This is a genomic window from Scytonema sp. UIC 10036, from assembly GCF_009725235.1.
On sequence record NZ_WJFC01000153.1, the window covers coordinates 12,784 to 32,459 of the forward strand.

The following is a 19,676-nucleotide window of genomic DNA, read 5'->3' on the forward strand; positions in this document are numbered from 1 at the left end:
GGATTTAGGATTATTCTATAGAGTTTCTCAAGATTTTTTTAAGTTTTATGTATCATAAATCCCTTGATAATAAAAACAATTTGTGCGTGTAGGGTGGGCGACGAGCGATTGGGGAAATTCAGCTTTGTTGGGTTGAAGAACGAAACCCAACAACCGCCACGAGAATGTTGGGTTTCGTTCCTCAACCCAACCTACAATTATCCCCAACCCCCCATCTTATCAGTAACTGTTTAATATCCGCAGTCACTTTATCAATATCTTGATTGGCATCGATCGCAACAATTCTTTCTGGGAATTTTTCAGCAAGTGACAAGAAACCCTGACGAACGCGATGGTGAAAAGCTAAATCTGCTTGTTCCATACGGTCTAATTTTCGATTGGAAAGGATTCGATGGAAAGAAATTTCTGGATCAATATCAAGTAGGATTGTCAAATCGCTCTGTAGTCCCCCAGTTGCTAAAAGATTGAGTTGTTCTATCATTTCAAGACTTAATCCACGTCCCCAACCTTGGTAAGTAATGGTAGAGTCAGTATAGCGATCGCACAAAACCACTTTCCCCTCTGCTAGGGCTGGTTTAATAATTTGGTCAACATGTTGAGAGCGATCGGCTGCATACAAAAGTAACTCCGTCCTATCTGTAATTGAGGTAGCTCCTGCTTCTAGTAATAATTGACGCAGGTGCAAACCTAACTCCGTACCTCCCGGTTCGCGAGTCACAATTGAAGAAATGTTCAGGCTTTGCAGCCACTCTTGAGTGTGCTGTATCTGGCTGGTTTTCCCGCAACCCTCCACACCTTCAAAAACAAGAAATTTCCCGCTCATATTTTTGAATTTCAGTTCCCTAAATTGAGAAACCCCCTTATAGGGCCAACCTCACTATTAACCATTAGCCATTAGCCATTAGCATTAGCCATTAGCCATTAGCCATTAGCCATTAGCCATTAGCCATTAGCCATTAGCCATTAGCCATTAGCCATTAGCCATTAGCCATTAGCCATTAGCTATTCATCAATAGTAACTTCTGACATTTTTAATTGAAAATCCTCATCAAAATCATCAAGAGAAGGGTAGACAATAGGAGGAACTCGATCTATGGTCAACAATCGATTTTGGTACTGTTCCAAATAAACTTGGCGGCGTTCATCACTGAGACGACTGACACCCCAAACAATGAAAGGTGGTAAAACATCAAAACCAACAAAGCGAAGAATTCCGTGGTTAATTGGATAAAGAATGGTGTGAATATCGCCATTGATACCAATTTCGGTGTACATCGTTAAAGGACCACCAGTTGTGAGAGATAGCATGGCTTTTTTACCTTTAAACGCGCCGTTATCATACCACTTGCCATTTCCATAAATTTTACCCAGTGCAAAAACTTTATCAACCCAACCTTTTAAAATAGCGGGAAGTCCAAACCACCATAAAGGAAACTGAAAGATAAGCACGTCGCACCAATCCAGTTTTTCCATTTCTGCTTTGATGTCCGCCGCAAAGCCATCCACTTCTGTTGCATGCAATTCTTCTGCTTGTTGTTTGTAATAGTCAGGGTTTGTTGCAGAAGTAAAATTGCGCCGATCGGAAACTGGATTGAATTGCATAGCATATAAATCGGAAACAATCACCTTATGTCCTGCTGCTTCTAAGGCTGTTTTCGCATGGTTAGTCAATGCGCCATTAAAACTTTTGGGTTCGGGGTGAGCGTACACAATAAAAAAATTCATTTGAGCTTCCTTCAGACAGAAAGGCGAAATTAAGATACCTTTGCAAGAAAATTGCACATGGCTTGAGCTACAGTTTCTGGCGACTCAATTATAAAACCGTGACCTCCAGAATCAAGAATAACTAGTTCGGCGTTGGGAATGCCTTGTACTAGTTCCTCGGAAAACTTTACCGGAGTTAGAACATCCTGTCTACTGACTAGAACTAAAGTGGGACAATGAATATGACTGAGGCGATCTCTCGTGTCGCTGCTTGTAATAGCTCGGCTGTGATAATACAATTCTTGAGGTACGGGCGGAAAAGGATAATTCACTGCCATATTAATAATCGTTTCTATTGCTTCTGGGGTAGAATAAAACGAATTGGTAAATATCCAGGGTAAAATGGCTTTTTCATAAAGTTCCAAGTCCAAAATTCGGGCAAGATCTCCCCATGTCTCGATAATGGCATTAAAGCGATCGTCACCCTTTGCCAAAGATGAGAGGAGTAACAAACTAAGTACCTTGTCTGGTTGTGCCAAAGCTAGTTCTTGGGCAATTTGACCGCCCATAGAATGACCTACTACGTGTACTTTGTCGATCCCAAGATGTTCAAGTAATGCAGCAGCATCGGTTGCCATTTGTTTTATACTGTAGGCACAGTTAGAACTAGAACTGCGCCCCATACCTCGGTTATCCAATCGAATCACTTGATATTTCTTGGTAAGGGATGGCATGAGCAGTGACCAATAGGTATGGTCGCACAAAAAGCCAGAAATCAGGAGCAAAGGTTTCCCCTTACCTTGAATCTGGTAGAACAGTTCAATACCATTATTTTGAAATTGAGGCATGGCGATCCTTATAAAAAATGCTCTGTTAGATACAGAGCATGACTCAGAGAGTACAATATTCAACTGGCTAGATTTAATTTAGACATTACGTATAATGAATATGTCAAGAAGCGAATGCTTGTAGAAATCGTTTAAGAATCAAGCGCTCACAAGTGGAGGAAGTGATAGATAATTAATACACAAGGTGTGCTGACTAACAACCACACCAGAAAAATCATTGACCATAAAGAACATAAGGAGATTAAATCAGAGGCAATTGCTCTAACTTCTACGCTACCTAGAGGGCAGTATTGGTACAGTTTTCTAGTAGCTGGGTTTGCAATGCTTGAATCTGTTGCCACATTCTTTAAAATCTTTTCCTCAAGGGTTACTAATGAGCTGAAAATGAAGCTATCCCCAACCACCGCAATCAATCGCTCTTCTGTCAAAGCTTCAAAAAGGTTTGCAGATTCCAGCTCTATGATATTAGAACTCAGAACGTCCAAGGTATTTTTGTTTTTCTCTTCAGGCTGTATTTTCATTACATATCTTTTTATTGAGTTCATTATCATACCTGTAATTTTTCTCTAAATCTGACATATTTGGTATAGTTAATACATCCATTTGGAGCGTGGCTATCTTTGTCATCTGCACCCGTAAGCGAACTACTTGTAAGAATCATTTAACCGAGATTCTTCATTCTCTAAACCAATCAAACGATAAATAAAATTAAAAACCTTTTTCATGACCAGTTCCTTATCTGTGGTTCACACTATTCAAGTTACAGTGATAAAATGAAGAACTTGTGGAGATGCCACTTTTTGTTGTGCTAGTTGTGCGAGCCTGATGGATGCCGTAAGAGATGGAGTGCGTTACATCACGATCTCCAAGGAATGCGATCGCAACCGGGCTTAAGCATAGCTCCGTAGCCCTTGGTAGTGCCGATCGCCATCCATGCGGGTACTCTTCAAGGACGCTTGCATGAAATAGGGTCAATCCCCAAGATAGGTGGAAATTGGGGCTGACAATCTATTCGTGAAGAAGGCAGTTTTTGTAGCTGCTCTATGTTTCGCTCGTAGTCCTTTTGCAATACGTTCAGTTTTTCCTCAAGTTGCTGTAACTCCTGCTTTTGTAAGAGTGGAGGGTTTTTGAGTATTTGCTGTTGTTCGGGTGTAACTTTTAGTAGATTGGGTAAGCTATGCTGGGGAATATCAATTTGAGTACAAAAAGTTTCAGGATTAGACGGTTGTTCATGAAGTAATTGGACGGTTACCGTCTACTTCAAGAGTACCCTCAACTTGAAGATGACTCTTCACAATCGGACGCTGACCATCGATGTTTAAAGTATCTTTTACCTCTATATCGCTTTTGTCAACCGGACGCATACCATCTATATTGAGCATTTCATGCTCCCGAAAATCGCTTTTAGCAATTGGACGTTGACCATCAACGTCAATTGTTTCTTGTATCTGAATGTTGCTTTTTGCGATTGGGCGAACACCATCTACCACCCAAGTGTCTGCAAGCTCAAAAGAACTTGGATCGATTGGACGATGACCATCTACATCAACTGTTTTAAGAGTTTGTTTGGGTTCTTCTGAAGAAATCATGTTCGCTTCGGTATCCGTTGTCTTCCGATCCAAGTCATTGACAGTGCTATCAACTTGTGTATTGTTATTCATGAAACGTGCCTCGAACTTACGTCTATGGTTCAATAGCTAGTAGCATGACTCTATTTCGGTAGCGATCGCACCTTCCTTTTTGAACAACTTTCACTGAACCAAAGCTATAATATTGCTCACCAAAAGCGGGAGTTCAAGTCGTCATAAACACAGAATCGCAGGAGCGATCGCGTCATCACCAAAGGAGGTAGGATGAATTTCCAAGCCGGAGCAACGCAAAGATACTTATGAAATCCGTGCGATGCTGAGTGGTATGACAGTTAGGCAGCCCTAACCTGGTAAGTACCACGTGAGTTTGCGTAAGAAAAAAGGTAGGTTTTCCTTCCTAGCCCTGTCAAGATGGTAAAAAGCTAGATATATGCATTGTACTAGCTTGATAGTCCTGTCAAGGTCTTTGTTGCGATCGGGTGAGCGCTGCACGTTGTCTACACGTTTTTTGACATATTATAATATCACGCTTGTTATGTTGAGTCAACTAGCCCAGTCAAATTCTTTATAGAAACCTTTCCGGATTGGGCGCGTTGGCGATCGCTTGCCTGTAGGTGCGATTAAAGCTTTTCTTGGTAAAGGATTTTTAATAGACTTGCAATCTGTATTAATGAGGCAACGTCAAGTCGCTATCTAAGGTGCTCGTAATTCGGTCAATCCAATAACTTCTGACCTACTGCAATAGCTATGGAGGCTCCAATACCAGCACTTAATCCTGTCGCCATACCGTTTATGACTTTATCTACAGATGCGGTGCGGTGCGAGTACGTTTATATGAGACTTCCTACCAAAGACAACCCTGACCCCCTACGCAAACCAGATAACAACAAAGAGGTGTTTGCTGACGGGGAGTTTGGAGATTTTATCAAACAGATTTTTGACACCCTCGACCTTTACCACAACTCTGGCGTCGATCCCCGTCGTATACAAAGCTTTCCTTCTAAGTATACTGAGAAAAATTCAAGTAGGATTCCTATATAAACCGCAGCCTGTGGCAGACCGTAGCAGATACATCTGTACTTCATTCAAGTGAAAACTGCTATATTTTTGGTTAAGTCAATCATCCGGGGAGTCTTGAAATAGTTAATTGTAACGCTTGCATTTGAGGAAAATCACGCTGAATAATTTCGATAACTTTTCTTTGACTCTCTTGATTTTTAGCAATCAGTTGTGCAGTACCATCACCCTGAGAACCCACGCCTTTTCCTCCAAAGATATAAGGACTTAGAGGCTCGTGATAGAGAAGGAGATGCAGTTTCTTTGCAGTTAATTGAGAAGGACAAGCCGGAACTACATGGCGATCGAATTCATTTTGGGCTTTTGTCATTAAGGCTCCAAGAAGTTGGGCATCTCCAAGTTGTATTGCTTCAACTGCTGAGCGGGTAATTTCCGCACTAATAGAACCCAAGTATTTTTGGACATTTTGCTGAATTTGATTGGTAGCGAAAGGATAACACTCATTCAATCGTCTTAGTATTTCTTGTGTGTTTTTGCAGCCACCGAGATCGACGATCGCAAAAAATAAATCTTTGCTAACTTTCAGTTCGCTAAGATCGATTTGTTCGCCATCAAATATCATCAAGATTGGGCGATTTCCATAAGCACAAGCCTGATCCATACGACCACAAAGACTGGGAGTAGTTCTTTCTCCCAGGTAGGCTAACTCCATTTCTTCACGAATTGTCATCTTCAAGTCATACAGACGATTAAAAGCGCGAGCAATGAGAACGCAAAAAGCAGCGCTTGAAGATAATCCTTTTTGGATGGGTAAGTCGGTTAGATAATTATCAACTTCAAGTCCGCCAACACCATAATGAGTCAGAAATTGATAAGCTGTACCAGCAGCATAACTAAAAAAACCGCCTTTTGCCGCTACGCACTTAAGGGTATTAGGTTCCATGGGTAATCTAAGTGGTTCATAATGCTTGCCATCATTGAGAGAAGAACGAATAATTAACTCAGTAGAATTAGGTTTGACATCGGCATAAATTCCTTGATTAGTACCAACAATTAAGGTGTATCCCTTTTCGATTTGAGGATTAATCCGGCGATATTCTCCTGCCCAATCGCTGTGTTCTCCGAACAAACAAAGACGACCTGGAACAAAAATTCTCATTGAAAATTTCCTGTTGTTAATCAGAGTATATGTTATCTTGATTAACTATATAGGAGAGCGATACGGATGCGTACCCTTCTTACAGTCGGCTGATAGCCTTTCTCAGTCTCATGAAGTACACCCCCCTTTCATCCCCCCTTGGTAAGGGGGGACAGTACACCCCCCTTTCATCCCCCCTTGGTAAGGGGGGACAGAGGGGGGTAATTTTCGTACCTCACCAAGTTGAAATTTGCTGTATCGCTCGAACGATCTTGAAACATCAAATCAGAATTTCTACAGCAGGCGTTTTGCTGCCTCACGCAATCGATAGTTACAATCAGCAACTATTGGACTACCATGAGCAACAGAAATTACCTGTAGATCGGGTATGCGATCGGCTAATGCTTCTAACCACTGGCGGTAGGCATTGCGATCTTTCATAAAAAATCGCCTACCCAAGCCAGTGAGCCCGAAAAATCCACTCGAGCCAATGACACTTGTTCCCAGCCACTGAAGCAAAAATTCTCCTGTAGGTAAGTGTTGCTGAAAATATGACTTGTTTAAGTTAAATAGAATGTCTGTAAACACCAGTGCCTTCCCCGTTGGTAGTGGCAGTTCATAAACGAGTTCTTGCGGACGGATACCAATAGGTTCGTGACAAATAATTCCGTATGTAGGTAAAACTTCCTCTGCAATTCCATCTACTGCCACCACTTGTTCGACATACGGTTTTGCTGCTTCTGCCACTCATCCTGACTGGAAGTACCTTTATGCTGGCGAGGTTTTATTGAGGAGAAAAATGAATAAAATAGCTCAGAAGCATCCCCTTTTTCTTGATTCATATTTACTGAGCGCTGAAAGTTGGACGACTTTATAAGAGCCTAGCATTATCGATCCGTCGCGAACAAAAGAACTCAACCGACTCCCTTGCCGCAAGGGCTATACGCTAGTTCCCAGGGCGCGAGAAACCCGCCTGCAGGACTAAACTCACCACCTACGTGGACTTCATATTAGTCCGCGCAGGCGGACTTGGTTTGTATAGCCGCAATTTCCAATCGCAGGCGTGTTTTTTCCAAATTAAAAGCGCAGCATCTTATAACCCTGCATACCATTAGCCATTAGCCATTAGCCATTAGCCATTAGCCATTAGCCATTAGCACTAAACCGTCTTTGCCGATTGATTGAACAACAAATCTCTTGACTTGTCAACATTAAGTGCCTGATTTTTAAATGCTTCTGCTTTTTCATAAGCACGAATTGTTGCCGGACGTTCTTTAATGGCTTCAAACCAGCGCTTGAGGTTGGGAAAATCATCCAGATTTTGACTTTGACGTTCGTAACTGACAATCCAGGGATAGCAGGCAATATCTGCAATAGAATATTCACCAGCAATAAATTTTTTACCTGTCAGTTGTTTGTTCAGTACAGCATACAAGCGTCCTGTTTCGTTGACGTAGCGCTTAATTGCGTACTCAATTTTCTCTGGAGCATATTGACTGAAGTGGTGGTTTTGTCCTGCCATTGGACCTAAACCTCCCATCTGCCAAAACAACCACTGAAGGACTTCTACTCTACCGCGCAGATCGGCTGGGATCAACTTTCCAATTTTGTCTGCTAAGTACAGCAAAATCGCACCTGATTCAAAAACCGAAATTGGTCCATCTCCAGTTGCTGGTTCCTTATCGATAATTGCGGGGATGCGATTGTTAGGAGAAATCTTGAGAAAGTCTGGTTTGAATTGATCCCCGGCTCCTATATTGACAGGAATAATGGTATATGGTAATCCAGTTTCCTCAAGAAACATTGTAATTTTATGCCCGTTGGGGGTTGTCCAGTAGTAAAGCTCAATCATGATTTAAGACATCCTTAAATTTTGGTGATTTTGCAATTGCAGCAAAAACTCTATGTTGAACTTGAAGCATGGGTATAGGAAACTGGCTTTGGAGTAATTCTGCAAGTTCGCGATCGAATTCTTCAACCTTGTCTTTTTCTAAACTCGCTCCCACACCAGCACTCGCCCGAATTCTACCCCGCCAATCTTCATGGGAGTATGGCACGAATACGTCATATGAAAATGTTCGTATGTCTCGGAATCCACCTTCTCCTAAGTCTCGCAACCACAGCGGGTGTAAACCATTTCCACCCCCCAAGTTCCAATCTGAATTATAAGCCTGTATCAGGTTTTCCGTCGCCTCTACCACATTGCCTTTTAACGGTATCCAATCAAAATGAGCGATCGCAATATACCCATTGGCTTTGAGTATGCGAATCACTTCCTTGACAGCACGGGGGCGATCGAACCAATGCCAGCATTGTCCTGCGGTGACAACATCAGCGCTAGAATCTTCTAACCCAGTGTTTTCAGCAGTTGCTTGGCGATAATCTACCTTAACATTATTAGCGAGATCTAATTGCTTTGCTTGTTCGAGGAGCGATGCTGATGGATCGATACCAATGACATGACATCCTCTCATAACAAAGTTACGTGCGAGTGTTCCCGTTCCTGTTCCGATGTCTACAATTTTTTGTCCCGGCAAACCAATGCCGTATTCAGACAGTTTGTTGAACAATGAACTGGGAAAGCCCGCACGATGTTTTGCGTAATCACTAGCAGTTGCACCAAAATCAATCTTCATGAAATTCTTTAAAGGACAAAGGATGAAGTATGAAGGCTAAAATTCAAACTTTTATCCTGTATACTTTCTCACCCTTTATCCTTTATCCTTCATACTTTATTAACCATTGTATGGGTTACCCATTCTATCGACAAAAACGTTGTAGGATAATGGCAAGCGTCCGGGATCGCGACGGGGTTCTGCTGCGTATCCAACAGGCACAAGCACTGCGATCGCAATATCTGAATTATCTGCCACACCAATGACTTCTTTAACTTGCTCTTCAATCCAACCATTCATAAAGCAGGTAGACAAGCCCAGACTTTCTGCAGCCAGTACCAAATGGGTAGCAGCAATTATGGCGTCCTTAATGGCGTACTCTCTCCGCTTGTCTCCCAGCGTAGTTTGGAACTGAGGGATAGAGTTTTTAAAATACTCCACTGTCTTTTCATTCCAAGCACCCGTTTCAAGTGCTTTATGAAAAATCGGTGTTAAATCTTGTTCTCCAGCGGTAGCATCAGCCGCAAACACAAAAGTCACGGGTGCTTCAATGATTTGCTTTTGATTCCAAGACGCAGCTGCAAGAGCGGCTCTTTGTGCCTCATCTTGTACGAGAATTATCCGCCAATCTTGAATATTAAAGCTACTCGGTGCTGCTACAGTCAGTTCTACAAGTTGCTTGAGCAGTTCTGGTGATATGGGGTCTGGTTTGAAAGTTTTAATAGAACGACGCTGATAAATAGCGCTTGGTACATCCAGAGGTTTGGTTTTCAGGTCGAGTTCTTGAACCATTGGATTTATCCGTGATTTTTCTCACATTATAGATTTGTTAGAACACCAATGCCCAAACTCGGAGTTCGCAATTACTTATTTAATTACGAACTATGAATTACGAATTATAAATTACGGCTTATTTTGCTCCCACTAGAGATAAAAATTGCAATGCAGGTAGGTTGGGTTGAGGAACGAAACCCAACCTACGTGTTTTCGTATTTTTAGGCTTAACCAACAAGTATTGATTTTGCTACTACTGGAGATAAAGATTGTAGATCCAGTGTTGGGTAATCAATGTAACCTTTTGCCCCGCCTGTATAAAACGTTGTGGGATCGGCTTCATTGAGTGGCGCATTGATAGCAAAGCGTTTGGGTAAATCTGGATTTGATATAAACAGCGTGCCAAAGGATACTAACTCCGCTTCTCCCTTTTCTACAACTGTCTTGGCTTTTTCAAGAGTATAAGCACCATTCACCATGAGCGTACCGTGAAAGCGTTCTCGAATATGACTCGTCGGGACTACTACTGCTCCATGTCTGATATCGGATTCGATCGCCTCAAAGATATGTAGATATGCCAAATCAAATTTGTTGAGTGCTTGTGCGGCATAACCAAATGTTTCTAGAGGATTGGAGTCACGCATATCATTAAAAGTGCCACTGGGAGAAAGGCGCACTCCTACCCGTTTTGAACCCCACACACTGATGACTGCCTCGGTGACTTCATTCAACAGTCGAGCACGATTTTCCACAGAACCACCATACCTGTCTGTGCGCTGATTGGTTCCATCTCGCAGAAACTGATCGAGTAAATAACCATTAGCCCCGTGAATTTCTACGCCATCAAATCCAGCGACTAAGGCATTTTCTGCCCCTTTGCGGAATTGTTCCACAATTTCTGGAATTTCAGATGTTTCCAACGCACGAGGAGTTACATAAGGTTTCATGCCCTCATAAGTCAGTATTTCACCTTTAGGTGCGATCGCAGAGGGAGCCACAGGTAAAGCTCCATTTGGTTGTAAATCTGGGTGCGAGATTCTCCCTACATGCCATATTTGGAGAAAAATTCTTCCTCCCTGCTGATGTACGGCATCTGTCACCAACTTCCAACCTTCGACTTGTTCCTGCGAAAAAATTCCCGGTGCATAAATATAGCCCAAACCTTCTGGTGCAACATGAGTTGCTTCGGCAATAATCAGCCCTGCTGTTGCTCGTTGGGCGTAATATGTAGCGTTGAGTTGGTGCGGTACATTATTTTTCAGAGCGCGTTGTCTGGTTAACGGAGCCATGACAATGCGGTTGGGTAATTCTAAATTCCCTAGTTTGTAAGGTGAGAGTAATACCATTTTGGATTTTAGATTTTGGATTTTGGATTAATAAAGATTAGTGGTTGGTAGGGGCGAAATGCATTGCGCCCGTATAGTGGTTGGGAGTCAGTTCTAAACAACAGTCTTAAGAAGACCACCATCTACCCGTAAAGCCGCACCATTTGTGGCAGCTGCCAACGGGCTAGACAGATAAATAACCATTGCTGCCACTTCTTCAATGGTGATAAATCGCTTAATGAGGGAACTTGGACGAAGAGTTTGGAAAAAGTCGGTTTCAACTTCACTAGGGCTCATTCCTCGTTCTTTTGCCATATTTGCTATGAACTCATCAACTCCCTCGGAACGAGTTGGTCCTACAAGAACACTGTTTACCGTAACCGCAGTTCCAACAGTCATTTCTGCCAAACCTCGTGCCACAGATAATTGAGCCGTCTTCGTCATCCCATAATGAATCATTTCAACCGGAATATTGAGTGCAGATTCACTAGAGATAAAAATAATACGTCCCCAATTTTGCTCTAGCATTTTTGGGAAGTATTGACGGCTTAGCCGAATTCCACTCAAAACATTAACTTCAAAAATATCCAACCAATCTTCATCGGTAATCTCTGAAAATGGTTTTGGTTTGTAAATACCAAGATTGTTAACTAAAATGTCTGTGCTCGAAACCTGTTGAAAGACTTTTTCCGCACCTTCTTTTTTTGCCAAGTCCGCAGCTATTCCAGAAATTTTCGCATCAGGGTTGCTATGTTTAATTTTATCGACTGCTTGTGAGACCCGTTGCTCTGACCTTCCGGTAATAATTACCGATGCACCTTCAAGTGCCAGCCCTTGGGCAATTGCAAAACCAATACCCGCAGTCGAACCACTTACCAGTGCAGTTTTACCTTGTAACTTCAAGTCCATGAGGGTGCTCCTGTAATATCAGTGACCAGTGACCAGTGACCAGTGACTGAATAGTTACTAATTCGTAATTGAGTTCTTAATTACGAATTATGAATTATCAATTACGAATTATTTAACTGTATTACAGGTGCTGTGTTAAAGTCTTAGCCAAGGTTGTCTTTGGAACTGCACCTACTACCGTATCAACTTGGCGACCCCCTTTAAACACCATCAGTGTTGGAATGCTACGAATTCCATAATGACTGGCAACAGTAGGGTATTGGTCTGTGTTTAGCTTCACAACCTTTACCTGTCCTGTATATTCAGTAGCAATCTCATCGACTACGGGAGCTACCATACGACACGGACCACACCACGGTGCCCAAAAGTCAACCAATACGGGGACTGTACTCTCGAGGACTTCTTGCTTGAATGTGGACTCTGTCACGCTTGTAACGGATGACATATTTAGCCCTCCTCTATATTTCGTTATTTCGATATTATCGAATAAAAGAAAGACTGTCAACTCTGTGACATAATATAAATATGAAATTCCTGTATCATCCAGATAAAAAAAACATTTCTTTGCCTGGAGTGTTGTATGCTCTGGGCGATCCGGTACGGTTGGAAATTGTGCGACGCTTGGCAACCGAAGGGGAGCAATGCTGCGGTGACTTCGATTTTGCGATCGCTAAGTCAACTATGTCCAACCACTTTAAGATACTGAGAGAAGCGGGTGTGATTTTGACTCGAAAAGAAGGCACTCAACACATTAATGTTTTGCGGCGAGAGGATTTGGAGTTACTATTTCCGGAGTTGGTTGATGTGGTGTTGCGATCGGCTAAACCCCTACAACTAACGATGGGTAGGGGATTGAGCATTGGGGATTGGGGATAGAATTTCCTTGATGATACTTGTTATTTCTCAATGGCACCGCACACCCCAAAAAAGTGGCTTACCAACAGAACGTTTTGTAGGAGCAATGCAAGCGGGAATACGTTACATTCGGGTAAACTGAATCTGTGCAAATCTAGACAATCGGCGCAGAAACGTCGTTAATTGCTGCTATCATCTGGCATGGTCGCGGCTGTAGCGCGTTGGCGACTTCGGGGTTTGAGTCTCCCAAACCAGAGCTTAAGCGTACCTCTTTCCCGTAGAGGTGATATTTAGCCTCGCATTTCAAGGCGATGGTCTTAAACTTAGATGGCATACATCCAAGTAATAGCGCTGTCGCCACTGAATGACCGATTGAGTCTAAATACCGGACAGTACGATCCATCAACACCGCCAACACCTCACTAGCTCTCATAAACCGAGAATGAAAAACTTAACGCCGAGTTAGAAAGATTAGCTGAAGAAAATACCGAATTAAAAAATAAATTGGCTGGTTACAATTTAACTTCTCAAAGCAAAGTGACATCAATTCATAGTAAGAATAGACAGAGAACACCTTACATTCAGGTTCCCGATTCGGTAAAAGATGAGTTAAACAATTTGAAAATAAAAATTAATATAACTTAAGAAAAAGAACTCATAAACAATCGTTGTTGTTGTTGTGTAAGATTATTTATGAGTTATAGATAAGTACCCAGGTCAGTGGTGGGAGGAATGACGGGGCAAAGACTCGGTACACCCCAACTAATGATTAGCGTCGCTAATCGAGGCGAGGGGTGTCGGAGTCTTTGCCAATTTGCTCTCTAGCCCAGCGCTCTACGATTTCACTGGCACTTATGCCTTCTTTGTTTCCTGCATCCTTAATGTAATTCCACGCAGTAGGAGTTAACCAAAGACCGTGCATTTCTTTGCGTTCTTCGTAGAATATTGGCTCATTTCTGACTGCTTTTTTTCCAACTCTTTTACTTGACATAACTAGCTCCATTAGTCAAGCTAATTATAGGAGGTGACAAGAGTTTTGGAAATACAAACTTTGACAGCAATTTGTAAATTAGACGTTGATACCAAGACAGCTACTGACATTGACAACCTCATGTTAATGTTTGCAGCAACTTGCAATTATGTGAACGCAAGCGTTAATCCAAGGTATACGGGTGCAACAAAGATACAGAAACTTATTTACAAGGATGCTAAAGAGAAATCAGGAATGCAAGCAAATCATGTCATTCAGGCTTGTATCCGTGTTGCAGGAAATCGTAAGGTTAACCGAGTAAAAGAATACAAGCCTGGGAGCGTGCCGTTTGATGCTAGGACAATGGCTATAAGGTGGCACAATAAAACTGTCAGCTTGACTTTGTTAGGTAAGCGGGTTAAAGGTATTCCTCTTGTAATTAACAAGTACGCAAACTATTTGTTGTTGGACAGGGAAAATCAGGAAATTACCAGTGCTGTTTTGGTGCGGTCTGGTAAGGCATATTACTTGCATATCCAGGTTGACCATTTTGTACTGCAACCAAACGCGTCTAGCCAGTATCTAGGCGTCGATTTGGGGCGTCGGGACATTGCTTACACCAGCGATGACCAATCTTGGTCAGGCAAGGAAATCGAAACTGTTCGGGTTAAGCATTCCAAGGTTCGGGCTGAATTACAGCAAAAGGCTAGTAAAGGCACACGGAGTAGTCGTCGCAGGTGCAGGCAACTCCAGAAACGGTTAGCTGGCAAGGAACATAGATACCAAAAGTGGTTGAATCATAACATCTCCAACGCTATATTGCTGAACGCTAAGCGAACTAATCGCTATGTTGTGCTTGAAGATTTAGAAGGAATTAGAGAGCGATTAAACGAAAAACCGAACAAACGGGAACAACGTTTCTTGAGCAACTCTTGGTCTTTTTATCAGCTCAAGCAATTCATTTGTTACAAAGCAAAAATATACGGCGTTTTGGTAATTTTGGTTGACCCTAGATATACGTCACAAACTTGTCACAATTGCTTGCATATTCATCCTGAAAAGGGGAAGTCTTACCGCAGTGGTAAAAACTTTCATTGCAAGCATTGTAATTGGAAAGGTGACGCTGACGCGAATGGGGCGCGAGTAATTGCGCTCCTAGGGGAGAATGTAAACCGCCCCTGTGGCTCGGAATTTATTAGCTGCCAAATACCCGTAGTTAGTAGTTCCAGGGCTTCTGAAAGCTTACACTGACTCGGTACTCCGAGCAGTGTAAGTAGTTTACTAGTTGAATCGTGGGCAGAACACAAGCGGCAATTTGAGAGAGTCACAATGCAAGATAAGATGACTGAAGAACGAGTTCGCGCCTTTCATGTTGGTGAAGCACCACCAAAGATAACCCAAATGATTTACGCTAACTACACCGATGCTAGAGGTTTCCGACAACCGTGCTCTTAAAGATTCCTATCACCTCGTTCCCAGGTTCTACCTAAGAACGAGAGAACGATGCCCTATAGGTAATCTTAGAAGCAGTAGTGAGCTTTGGCTAGTTCAGTAGCTAGTATAGTTATGTCAGTGCCTTGGCACTATACTATATGAGAAAGTAAAAAAACTTAACAATGGTAGAACGCCCAATTAAGAAATCGGAACGTCAGTCTAAAACCAACGCTGAGACCAATTCAGAAAATTTAGATTCTACACCCCCTGTTGAATCAAATTCTAAAAGCATAAAACGGAATAGCGATCGCGGAGCAGATTCTTCAGAACGTCGCTCTTCGGGTAGAGGCAAAAAGTCATCTTATGGAAACGAATCCAAGCCGCCAGTGAATCCAGCTTTAGCACGCGGTCCAAAACCCGTCAAGCCAAAACCCAATGTCGTTGTAGAACCTGAAGTTGAAGCAGAATCAGTTTCTGAAGAGTCTCAAGACCAAGCAACAGAAGGTTAACAGCAAAAAACTTAATCCTATGTGTAGAAAACTTTTAAAAACTTTCTACACATTATTTTCATTCTATTATGGTACAATAGTACCAGTGCCATCACTATTCCCACCAACGCTTGGTGGGTTTTTCTATTTATATCATAGTACCTTTACAGCTGCCCTGCCCGAACTGGTGCAAACTCCTTAGCAGTGTCTTCAGTTACATTGTCAGGACAAAGTACTGACAAGACTGCTTTAGCCAATATCAGATGGGGTGTGGTTGTTGGATGTAAACCATCCCAGAAAAAGAACTTATCTGTTCCTTGCTGAGATTGGGCAATTTGGTCAAGTTCAGCGTCAGTAACATTTGTGAAACCAAATTTTGCTGGGTTATTAATAATTTGACTAAAGATTGAATTAATATCAAACAGGAGAATATTCACACTCTCGTCACAAGAAGATTTTAAGGCATCAAGAGCTTTTGCCAAACCCGTGTTATGAGCTTTTGTTAACTCATTGAGTAAAGTAGATTGTTGAGGGTTGTTACGAGTTCTCGGTGCTACGCCTAAATCTGGTAAATTAAGAACCAATATATTCCGAGCACCTATTTTAGCAAGTGAAGAGATAGCGTTCGACAGATTTTGAATAGGCAAGGTAGGATCGGTTACGCCACCACCCAAGTAATCGTTAGCCCCAGCCCACACAATGTAAAGACCTTGAGAGTTAGCATCCTGACAGCTTTCCTTAACAGATGCAATAAAGTTATCAATTTGTTGCTGCAATCCCGGTAAGTTCAGTGGGTTATCGGGAATCATAGTATTCGCGCTTCCTGTATTGGCACCGCCTATCGCAAAATTAGTGCTTCTGTTCGCAGTCAAGCCTAGAAATAGTGCAAGATATTCTACCCATACCAAACCATTAGAAAAATGACCTTGAAAGTATGGCGGTGATGGTGGACTTCCCTCACCTGTCGCCTTTTTTGTTGCATCAAAAGCATTACCAATATCGCTGAGGCTATCACCAAATACGTAAAGAACATCGAATTTACACGGCAATTGTAATATTCCTCTGGAATCTGGTGTAACAGATGCGCTTTCTAAGTTGGGGCTTAGATGGCGATACTGATTAACCATGTCATAGATATTAACGTGCATAGCTGCGGTTTATCCTCTAAGCTGGAGATGTTTTTTCAACAACAAAGGCGAGAGTAATAACTTCTACCTTGCCACAGAGAATATAGGTGACAGCAGATTGTACTTATGCACAGCAACCATTCATGGCTCTCAGTTACCGAGTCAATACTGCAAGGGATAAGAATTTTTGTAGGTTGGGCAAACTCTTGGGGAAACCCAACAAATGTCTGTAAATGTACAAATGTCTGTAAATGTTGGGTTTCGTTCCTCAACCCAACCTACGTGTTTTCGTCTCCCCCTGTTTCCCTGGCATAACGTCCCATTAATTCCGCTTTACCAATTACAGACCCCTCAATTGCGTCCAATAACTGTTGCTTATCAACCCCCACTGGTAAATCAAGCCATTGGTTAAGTGCAAAAATTCTAAAAAAGTAGCGATGAGCACCATGTTGAGTAGGTGGACACGGTCCTCCATAACCAAGTTCACCAAAATCGTTTTTTCCCTGCAGGCTGCCATGAGGAATTTTAGGTTGCTTGCCACCAACATCTTCTGGAAAGTCACGGCAGTCAGGAGGAATATTGTAGACCAGCCAATGAGTAAATGTTTCATTAGGTGCATCGGGGTCATCTACAATCAAAGCAAAACTTTTTGTTCCTTGAGGGGGATCTTCCCACTGCAAGGGAGGTGAAATATTATCACCGTCACAAGTGTATTTAAAAGGGATAGTATTACCAATGAAAAAGGCTGGGCTTCTTATTTCCATAATTTCTCAGAAGTTATTATAACTGTAAAATCTCTCTTTTCTCTTTCCTTCACGCTCTTTGCGTCTTTGCGGTTCATAATTTTTAAATATCAAATATGACCGCTATATCAATACTGCTCGGACAAGAGTATTAGTAGGTTGGGTTGAGGAACGAAACCCAACATTTTACCCAGTAGGTTGGGTTGAGGAACGAAACCCAACATTTTACCCAGGGTTGAGGAACGAAACCCAACATTTTACCCAGTAGGTTGGGTTGAGGAACGAAACCCAACATTTTTATTTTTTAAGTTAAGAAAAAAGTATATGAGGCTCCTGATAGTAAAAGAGAAAAAATATTTGAATCGAGTATGAGAGCCTCATTCTTTATCGCTAAGCAAGGTTATTGATGACTACCACCAAACCCGATTGCCATTTTCATCAACTCGTGCTTGCCGGACAACATCAGAAATTTCCTCTGCATCTTTTACATGGTGAAGTGCTTTCTTTTCACCATCTGGTTCATCAACAACAAAGTAAGTAGGAACTTTGATATGGTCGCCTGTAATGTCTGGTGAATCCACAGCAACTTGTTGGGCTTTTTCTTCAACTGTTTGAGGTTTGTCAGCAATAACATCACCTGGATTTGCTGTTAAATTTCTTTCTTTAGCTGTTGGCTCTTCTTGAGCATGCCAATCTTGACTAACTGGTTGTCTGATTTCACGATCTGATTCATTACTCATGATTTTGTCCTTTAGCTTCATAAATTTACACTGGCTAAAATTACTCTAGACAATTAAAATATTGATTGGATCTTTCGACAGAAAGACTTTTTATCTTATCTCACCAATACTTTTTAAAGAATCACCTGACCCTCCGGATTCGCCAGTTCCCTACGAAAGAAGACCTTTCTACAGGACTGGACTCACAGTAACTAGTGACAAATGACAAATGACAAATAACTATTGACTGTTGACAGAAAAAATAAAATATGTTACTTTACTATGCCATAAGTAAAAAATATCAATTAAAATAACAAACGTGAATAAAACTCCATTCCGTAAAAAGCCGCGTGTCGTCTCATGGCAGGCGGTTTTCTCATTATTTATGTTCGTTTTTATGTACCTTCCTATACTGGTACTGACTTTCTATAGCTTCAACCAATCCCCCTACAGCGCAACCTGGCAAGGTTTCACTTTAGATTGGTATAACAGACTTTTCAATGATGAGCGTATTTTGTCAGCTTTACAAAACAGTTTGATAGTTGCACTTAGTGCTGTAGGTATTTCTGCTGTATTAGGAACTTTGATGGCAGTGGGTTTGGGACGCTATCGATTTCCTGGTAAAACTCTCTATCGTGGGATTTCTTATCTGCCTTTGATTATTCCTGATATTGCGATCGCAGTTGCCACTTTAGTCTTCCTTGCTGCCTTTGCGATTCCCCTCAGTATATGGACAATTGTGGCAGCTCATGTCGTGTTTTGTCTTGCCTATATTAGTCTTGTTGTCTCATCTCGACTCACCAACTTAGATCCCCATTTAGAAGAAGCAGCACTCGATTTAGGTGCAACACCCGTACAAGCCTTTATCAAAGTATTATTACCGCAATTAATGCCTGGTATTATTGCTGGTTGCTTGCTTGCTTTCATCCTGAGTTTAGATGATTTTATCATCGCTAGCTTCACCGCCGGTAGCGGTTCCAACACTCTACCAATAGAAATCTTTAGCCGTATTAGAACCGGAGTTAAGCCAGATATCAATGCCCTCAGCGTGATTTTGATTGTCGTTTCTGCTTTGATTGCATTAATAGCTGAATTAATTCGTGCTTCTAGTGATAGAAAATAAATTTCGTTAGTGGTTAGTGGTTAGTGGTTAGTAGTCATTTGTTAGTGGTCACTGGTCACTGTTTACTGGTCACTGTTATGTTCAGAGTTAACTGTTTAAATTGTTTAGGTTAATTATTATTGATATAACGGAAATTTGTGAGCTTGCATTTGCATCTAAACTTAGGTAAATGCAAATCAACATAATTCAAATACAGCAAATTTCAACCTGGTGAGGTACAAAAATTACCCCCCTCTGTCCCCCCTTACCAAGGGGGGATGAAAGGGGGGTGTACCTCATGAGACTGAGAAAGGCTATA

The 19,676-nt window shown here is 41.8% G+C and carries 23 protein-coding genes and 1 pseudogene; 6 read left to right on the forward strand and 18 right to left on the reverse strand.

Annotation, left to right across the window (positions count from 1 at the left end):
- Nucleotides 1-181 precede the first annotated feature (181 nt).
- The 5 genes from tmk to F7734_RS43810 form a co-directional block, all read right to left on the reverse strand.
- Nucleotides 182-823, reverse strand: coding sequence for a dTMP kinase (tmk, locus tag F7734_RS43790; RefSeq protein WP_155750641.1), 642 nt, complete (start codon nucleotides 821-823; stop codon nucleotides 182-184).
- 179 nt (nucleotides 824-1,002) lie between these two features.
- Complete coding sequence (locus F7734_RS43795; protein ID WP_155750642.1) at nucleotides 1,003-1,725, reverse strand: NAD(P)H-dependent oxidoreductase; 723 nt, start codon at nucleotides 1,723-1,725, stop codon at nucleotides 1,003-1,005.
- Nucleotides 1,726-1,754: 29 nt separating this feature from the next.
- Nucleotides 1,755-2,552 carry an alpha/beta hydrolase gene (locus F7734_RS43800; protein WP_155750643.1) on the reverse strand — a complete coding sequence of 266 codons (798 nt, stop codon included), beginning with the start codon at nucleotides 2,550-2,552 and terminating at the stop codon, nucleotides 1,755-1,757.
- Between the two features lie 146 nt (nucleotides 2,553-2,698).
- The gene (locus F7734_RS43805; RefSeq protein WP_243147403.1) at nucleotides 2,699-3,097 is read right to left on the reverse strand and encodes a hypothetical protein; all 399 of its coding nucleotides are present in this window, start codon (nucleotides 3,095-3,097) and stop codon (nucleotides 2,699-2,701) included.
- 684 nt (nucleotides 3,098-3,781) lie between these two features.
- On the reverse strand, nucleotides 3,782-4,213 hold the full coding sequence (locus F7734_RS43810) for a hypothetical protein (RefSeq protein ID WP_155750645.1): 432 nt from the start codon (nucleotides 4,211-4,213) through the stop codon (nucleotides 3,782-3,784).
- 675 nt (nucleotides 4,214-4,888) lie between these two features.
- Here F7734_RS43810 and F7734_RS62460 point away from each other — a divergent pair.
- Nucleotides 4,889-5,182, forward strand: a complete 294-nt coding sequence (locus tag F7734_RS62460) for a hypothetical protein (RefSeq protein ID WP_207714345.1) — start codon at nucleotides 4,889-4,891, stop codon at nucleotides 5,180-5,182.
- Nucleotides 5,183-5,261: 79 nt separating this feature from the next.
- Here F7734_RS62460 and F7734_RS43820 read toward each other — a convergent pair whose 3' ends face one another.
- The 8 genes from F7734_RS43820 to trxA all read right to left on the reverse strand — a co-directional run bounded on the left by F7734_RS43820 (nucleotide 5,262) and on the right by trxA (nucleotide 12,364).
- Entirely contained in the window at nucleotides 5,262-6,317 is a 1,056-nt protein-coding gene (locus F7734_RS43820) for a GHMP kinase (RefSeq protein ID WP_155750646.1), read from the reverse strand.
- A 273-nt stretch (nucleotides 6,318-6,590) separates the two neighbouring features.
- Complete coding sequence (locus tag F7734_RS43825; RefSeq protein ID WP_207714344.1) at nucleotides 6,591-7,043, reverse strand: hypothetical protein; 453 nt, start codon at nucleotides 7,041-7,043, stop codon at nucleotides 6,591-6,593.
- Between the two features lie 412 nt (nucleotides 7,044-7,455).
- A complete protein-coding gene (locus F7734_RS43830) occupies nucleotides 7,456-8,148 on the reverse strand; it encodes a glutathione binding-like protein (RefSeq protein WP_155750647.1) in 693 nt (230 codons plus the stop codon).
- Nucleotides 8,141-8,932 (reverse strand): class I SAM-dependent methyltransferase, encoded by a 792-nt coding sequence (locus F7734_RS43835; protein WP_155750648.1) that lies wholly within the window; start codon nucleotides 8,930-8,932, stop codon nucleotides 8,141-8,143. Before F7734_RS43835 ends, F7734_RS43830 begins: the two co-directional genes overlap by 8 nt.
- Before the next feature lie 99 nt (nucleotides 8,933-9,031).
- Nucleotides 9,032-9,703 (reverse strand): nitroreductase family protein, encoded by a 672-nt coding sequence (locus F7734_RS43840; RefSeq protein ID WP_155750649.1) that lies wholly within the window; start codon nucleotides 9,701-9,703, stop codon nucleotides 9,032-9,034.
- Between the two features lie 209 nt (nucleotides 9,704-9,912).
- Nucleotides 9,913-11,031 (reverse strand): alkene reductase, encoded by a 1,119-nt coding sequence (locus F7734_RS43845; protein ID WP_155750650.1) that lies wholly within the window; start codon nucleotides 11,029-11,031, stop codon nucleotides 9,913-9,915.
- 93 nt (nucleotides 11,032-11,124) lie between these two features.
- On the reverse strand, nucleotides 11,125-11,919 hold the full coding sequence (locus F7734_RS43850; RefSeq protein WP_155750651.1) for an SDR family NAD(P)-dependent oxidoreductase: 795 nt from the start codon (nucleotides 11,917-11,919) through the stop codon (nucleotides 11,125-11,127).
- A gap of 121 nt (nucleotides 11,920-12,040) precedes the next feature.
- Nucleotides 12,041-12,364 (reverse strand): thioredoxin, encoded by a 324-nt coding sequence (gene trxA / locus F7734_RS43855; protein WP_155750652.1) that lies wholly within the window; start codon nucleotides 12,362-12,364, stop codon nucleotides 12,041-12,043.
- Nucleotides 12,365-12,444: 80 nt separating this feature from the next.
- On the opposite strand from trxA, the gene F7734_RS43860 reads away from it, so the two are divergent.
- Nucleotides 12,445-12,795, forward strand: coding sequence for a metalloregulator ArsR/SmtB family transcription factor (locus F7734_RS43860; RefSeq protein ID WP_155750653.1), 351 nt, complete (start codon nucleotides 12,445-12,447; stop codon nucleotides 12,793-12,795).
- Between the two features lie 133 nt (nucleotides 12,796-12,928).
- Here F7734_RS43860 and F7734_RS43870 read toward each other — a convergent pair whose 3' ends face one another.
- Together F7734_RS43870 and F7734_RS43875 are read right to left on the reverse strand one after the other, a co-directional pair.
- A complete protein-coding gene (locus F7734_RS43870; RefSeq protein WP_155750654.1) occupies nucleotides 12,929-13,207 on the reverse strand; it encodes a hypothetical protein in 279 nt (92 codons plus the stop codon).
- Between the two features lie 345 nt (nucleotides 13,208-13,552).
- Nucleotides 13,553-13,765 carry a hypothetical protein gene (locus F7734_RS43875; RefSeq protein WP_243147404.1) on the reverse strand — a complete coding sequence of 71 codons (213 nt, stop codon included), beginning with the start codon at nucleotides 13,763-13,765 and terminating at the stop codon, nucleotides 13,553-13,555.
- Nucleotides 13,766-13,810: 45 nt separating this feature from the next.
- Between F7734_RS43875 and F7734_RS43880 the strand changes: the two genes are divergently transcribed.
- The 3 genes and pseudogenes from F7734_RS43880 (at nucleotide 13,811) to F7734_RS43890 (ending at nucleotide 15,687) form a co-directional block, all read left to right on the forward strand.
- The gene (locus F7734_RS43880) at nucleotides 13,811-14,995 is read left to right on the forward strand and encodes an RNA-guided endonuclease TnpB family protein (protein WP_155750656.1); all 1,185 of its coding nucleotides are present in this window, start codon (nucleotides 13,811-13,813) and stop codon (nucleotides 14,993-14,995) included.
- A 39-nt stretch (nucleotides 14,996-15,034) separates the two neighbouring features.
- Nucleotides 15,035-15,199: pseudogene (locus F7734_RS43885) on the forward strand (MFS transporter); the annotation flags it as partial.
- 161 nt (nucleotides 15,200-15,360) lie between these two features.
- On the forward strand, nucleotides 15,361-15,687 hold the full coding sequence (locus F7734_RS43890; RefSeq protein ID WP_155750657.1) for a hypothetical protein: 327 nt from the start codon (nucleotides 15,361-15,363) through the stop codon (nucleotides 15,685-15,687).
- A 143-nt stretch (nucleotides 15,688-15,830) separates the two neighbouring features.
- Here the strand turns inward: F7734_RS43890 and F7734_RS43895 are convergent, their stop codons facing one another.
- The 3 genes from F7734_RS43895 to F7734_RS43905 all read right to left on the reverse strand — a co-directional run bounded on the left by F7734_RS43895 (nucleotide 15,831) and on the right by F7734_RS43905 (nucleotide 18,276).
- Nucleotides 15,831-16,814 (reverse strand): SGNH/GDSL hydrolase family protein, encoded by a 984-nt coding sequence (locus tag F7734_RS43895; protein ID WP_243147406.1) that lies wholly within the window; start codon nucleotides 16,812-16,814, stop codon nucleotides 15,831-15,833.
- A gap of 257 nt (nucleotides 16,815-17,071) precedes the next feature.
- On the reverse strand, nucleotides 17,072-17,557 hold the full coding sequence (locus F7734_RS43900; protein ID WP_155750658.1) for a YbhB/YbcL family Raf kinase inhibitor-like protein: 486 nt from the start codon (nucleotides 17,555-17,557) through the stop codon (nucleotides 17,072-17,074).
- Nucleotides 17,558-17,946: 389 nt separating this feature from the next.
- Nucleotides 17,947-18,276: a hypothetical protein gene (locus F7734_RS43905; protein WP_155750659.1), complete on the reverse strand. Its 330-nt coding sequence runs from the start codon at nucleotides 18,274-18,276 to the stop codon at nucleotides 17,947-17,949.
- A gap of 298 nt (nucleotides 18,277-18,574) precedes the next feature.
- Here F7734_RS43905 and F7734_RS43910 point away from each other — a divergent pair, with 298 nt between their 5' ends.
- Complete coding sequence (locus tag F7734_RS43910) at nucleotides 18,575-19,378, forward strand: ABC transporter permease (protein WP_347566389.1); 804 nt, start codon at nucleotides 18,575-18,577, stop codon at nucleotides 19,376-19,378.
- Nucleotides 19,379-19,676 lie beyond the last annotated feature (298 nt).

Coding starts and splice junctions, on each gene's coding strand:
- tmk (WP_155750641.1), bottom strand. CDS start 823: ATGAGCGGGAAATTTCTTGTTTTTGAAGGTGTGGAGGGTTGCGGGAAA.
- F7734_RS43795 (WP_155750642.1), bottom strand. CDS start 1,725: ATGAATTTTTTTATTGTGTACGCTCACCCCGAACCCAAAAGTTTTAAT.
- F7734_RS43800 (WP_155750643.1), bottom strand. CDS start 2,552: ATGCCTCAATTTCAAAATAATGGTATTGAACTGTTCTACCAGATTCAA.
- F7734_RS43805 (WP_243147403.1), bottom strand. CDS start 3,097: ATGAACTCAATAAAAAGATATGTAATGAAAATACAGCCTGAAGAGAAA.
- F7734_RS43810 (WP_155750645.1), bottom strand. CDS start 4,213: ATGAATAACAATACACAAGTTGATAGCACTGTCAATGACTTGGATCGG.
- F7734_RS62460 (WP_207714345.1), top strand. CDS start 4,889: ATGGAGGCTCCAATACCAGCACTTAATCCTGTCGCCATACCGTTTATG.
- F7734_RS43820 (WP_155750646.1), bottom strand. CDS start 6,317: ATGAGAATTTTTGTTCCAGGTCGTCTTTGTTTGTTCGGAGAACACAGC.
- F7734_RS43830 (WP_155750647.1), bottom strand. CDS start 8,148: ATGATTGAGCTTTACTACTGGACAACCCCCAACGGGCATAAAATTACA.
- F7734_RS43835 (WP_155750648.1), bottom strand. CDS start 8,932: ATGAAGATTGATTTTGGTGCAACTGCTAGTGATTACGCAAAACATCGT.
- F7734_RS43840 (WP_155750649.1), bottom strand. CDS start 9,703: ATGGTTCAAGAACTCGACCTGAAAACCAAACCTCTGGATGTACCAAGC.
- F7734_RS43845 (WP_155750650.1), bottom strand. CDS start 11,031: ATGGTATTACTCTCACCTTACAAACTAGGGAATTTAGAATTACCCAAC.
- F7734_RS43850 (WP_155750651.1), bottom strand. CDS start 11,919: ATGGACTTGAAGTTACAAGGTAAAACTGCACTGGTAAGTGGTTCGACT.
- trxA (WP_155750652.1), bottom strand. CDS start 12,364: ATGTCATCCGTTACAAGCGTGACAGAGTCCACATTCAAGCAAGAAGTC.
- F7734_RS43860 (WP_155750653.1), top strand. CDS start 12,445: ATGAAATTCCTGTATCATCCAGATAAAAAAAACATTTCTTTGCCTGGA.
- F7734_RS43870 (WP_155750654.1), bottom strand. CDS start 13,207: ATGAGAGCTAGTGAGGTGTTGGCGGTGTTGATGGATCGTACTGTCCGG.
- F7734_RS43875 (WP_243147404.1), bottom strand. CDS start 13,765: ATGTCAAGTAAAAGAGTTGGAAAAAAAGCAGTCAGAAATGAGCCAATA.
- F7734_RS43890 (WP_155750657.1), top strand. CDS start 15,361: ATGGTAGAACGCCCAATTAAGAAATCGGAACGTCAGTCTAAAACCAAC.
- F7734_RS43895 (WP_243147406.1), bottom strand. CDS start 16,814: ATGCACGTTAATATCTATGACATGGTTAATCAGTATCGCCATCTAAGC.
- F7734_RS43900 (WP_155750658.1), bottom strand. CDS start 17,557: ATGGAAATAAGAAGCCCAGCCTTTTTCATTGGTAATACTATCCCTTTT.
- F7734_RS43905 (WP_155750659.1), bottom strand. CDS start 18,276: ATGAGTAATGAATCAGATCGTGAAATCAGACAACCAGTTAGTCAAGAT.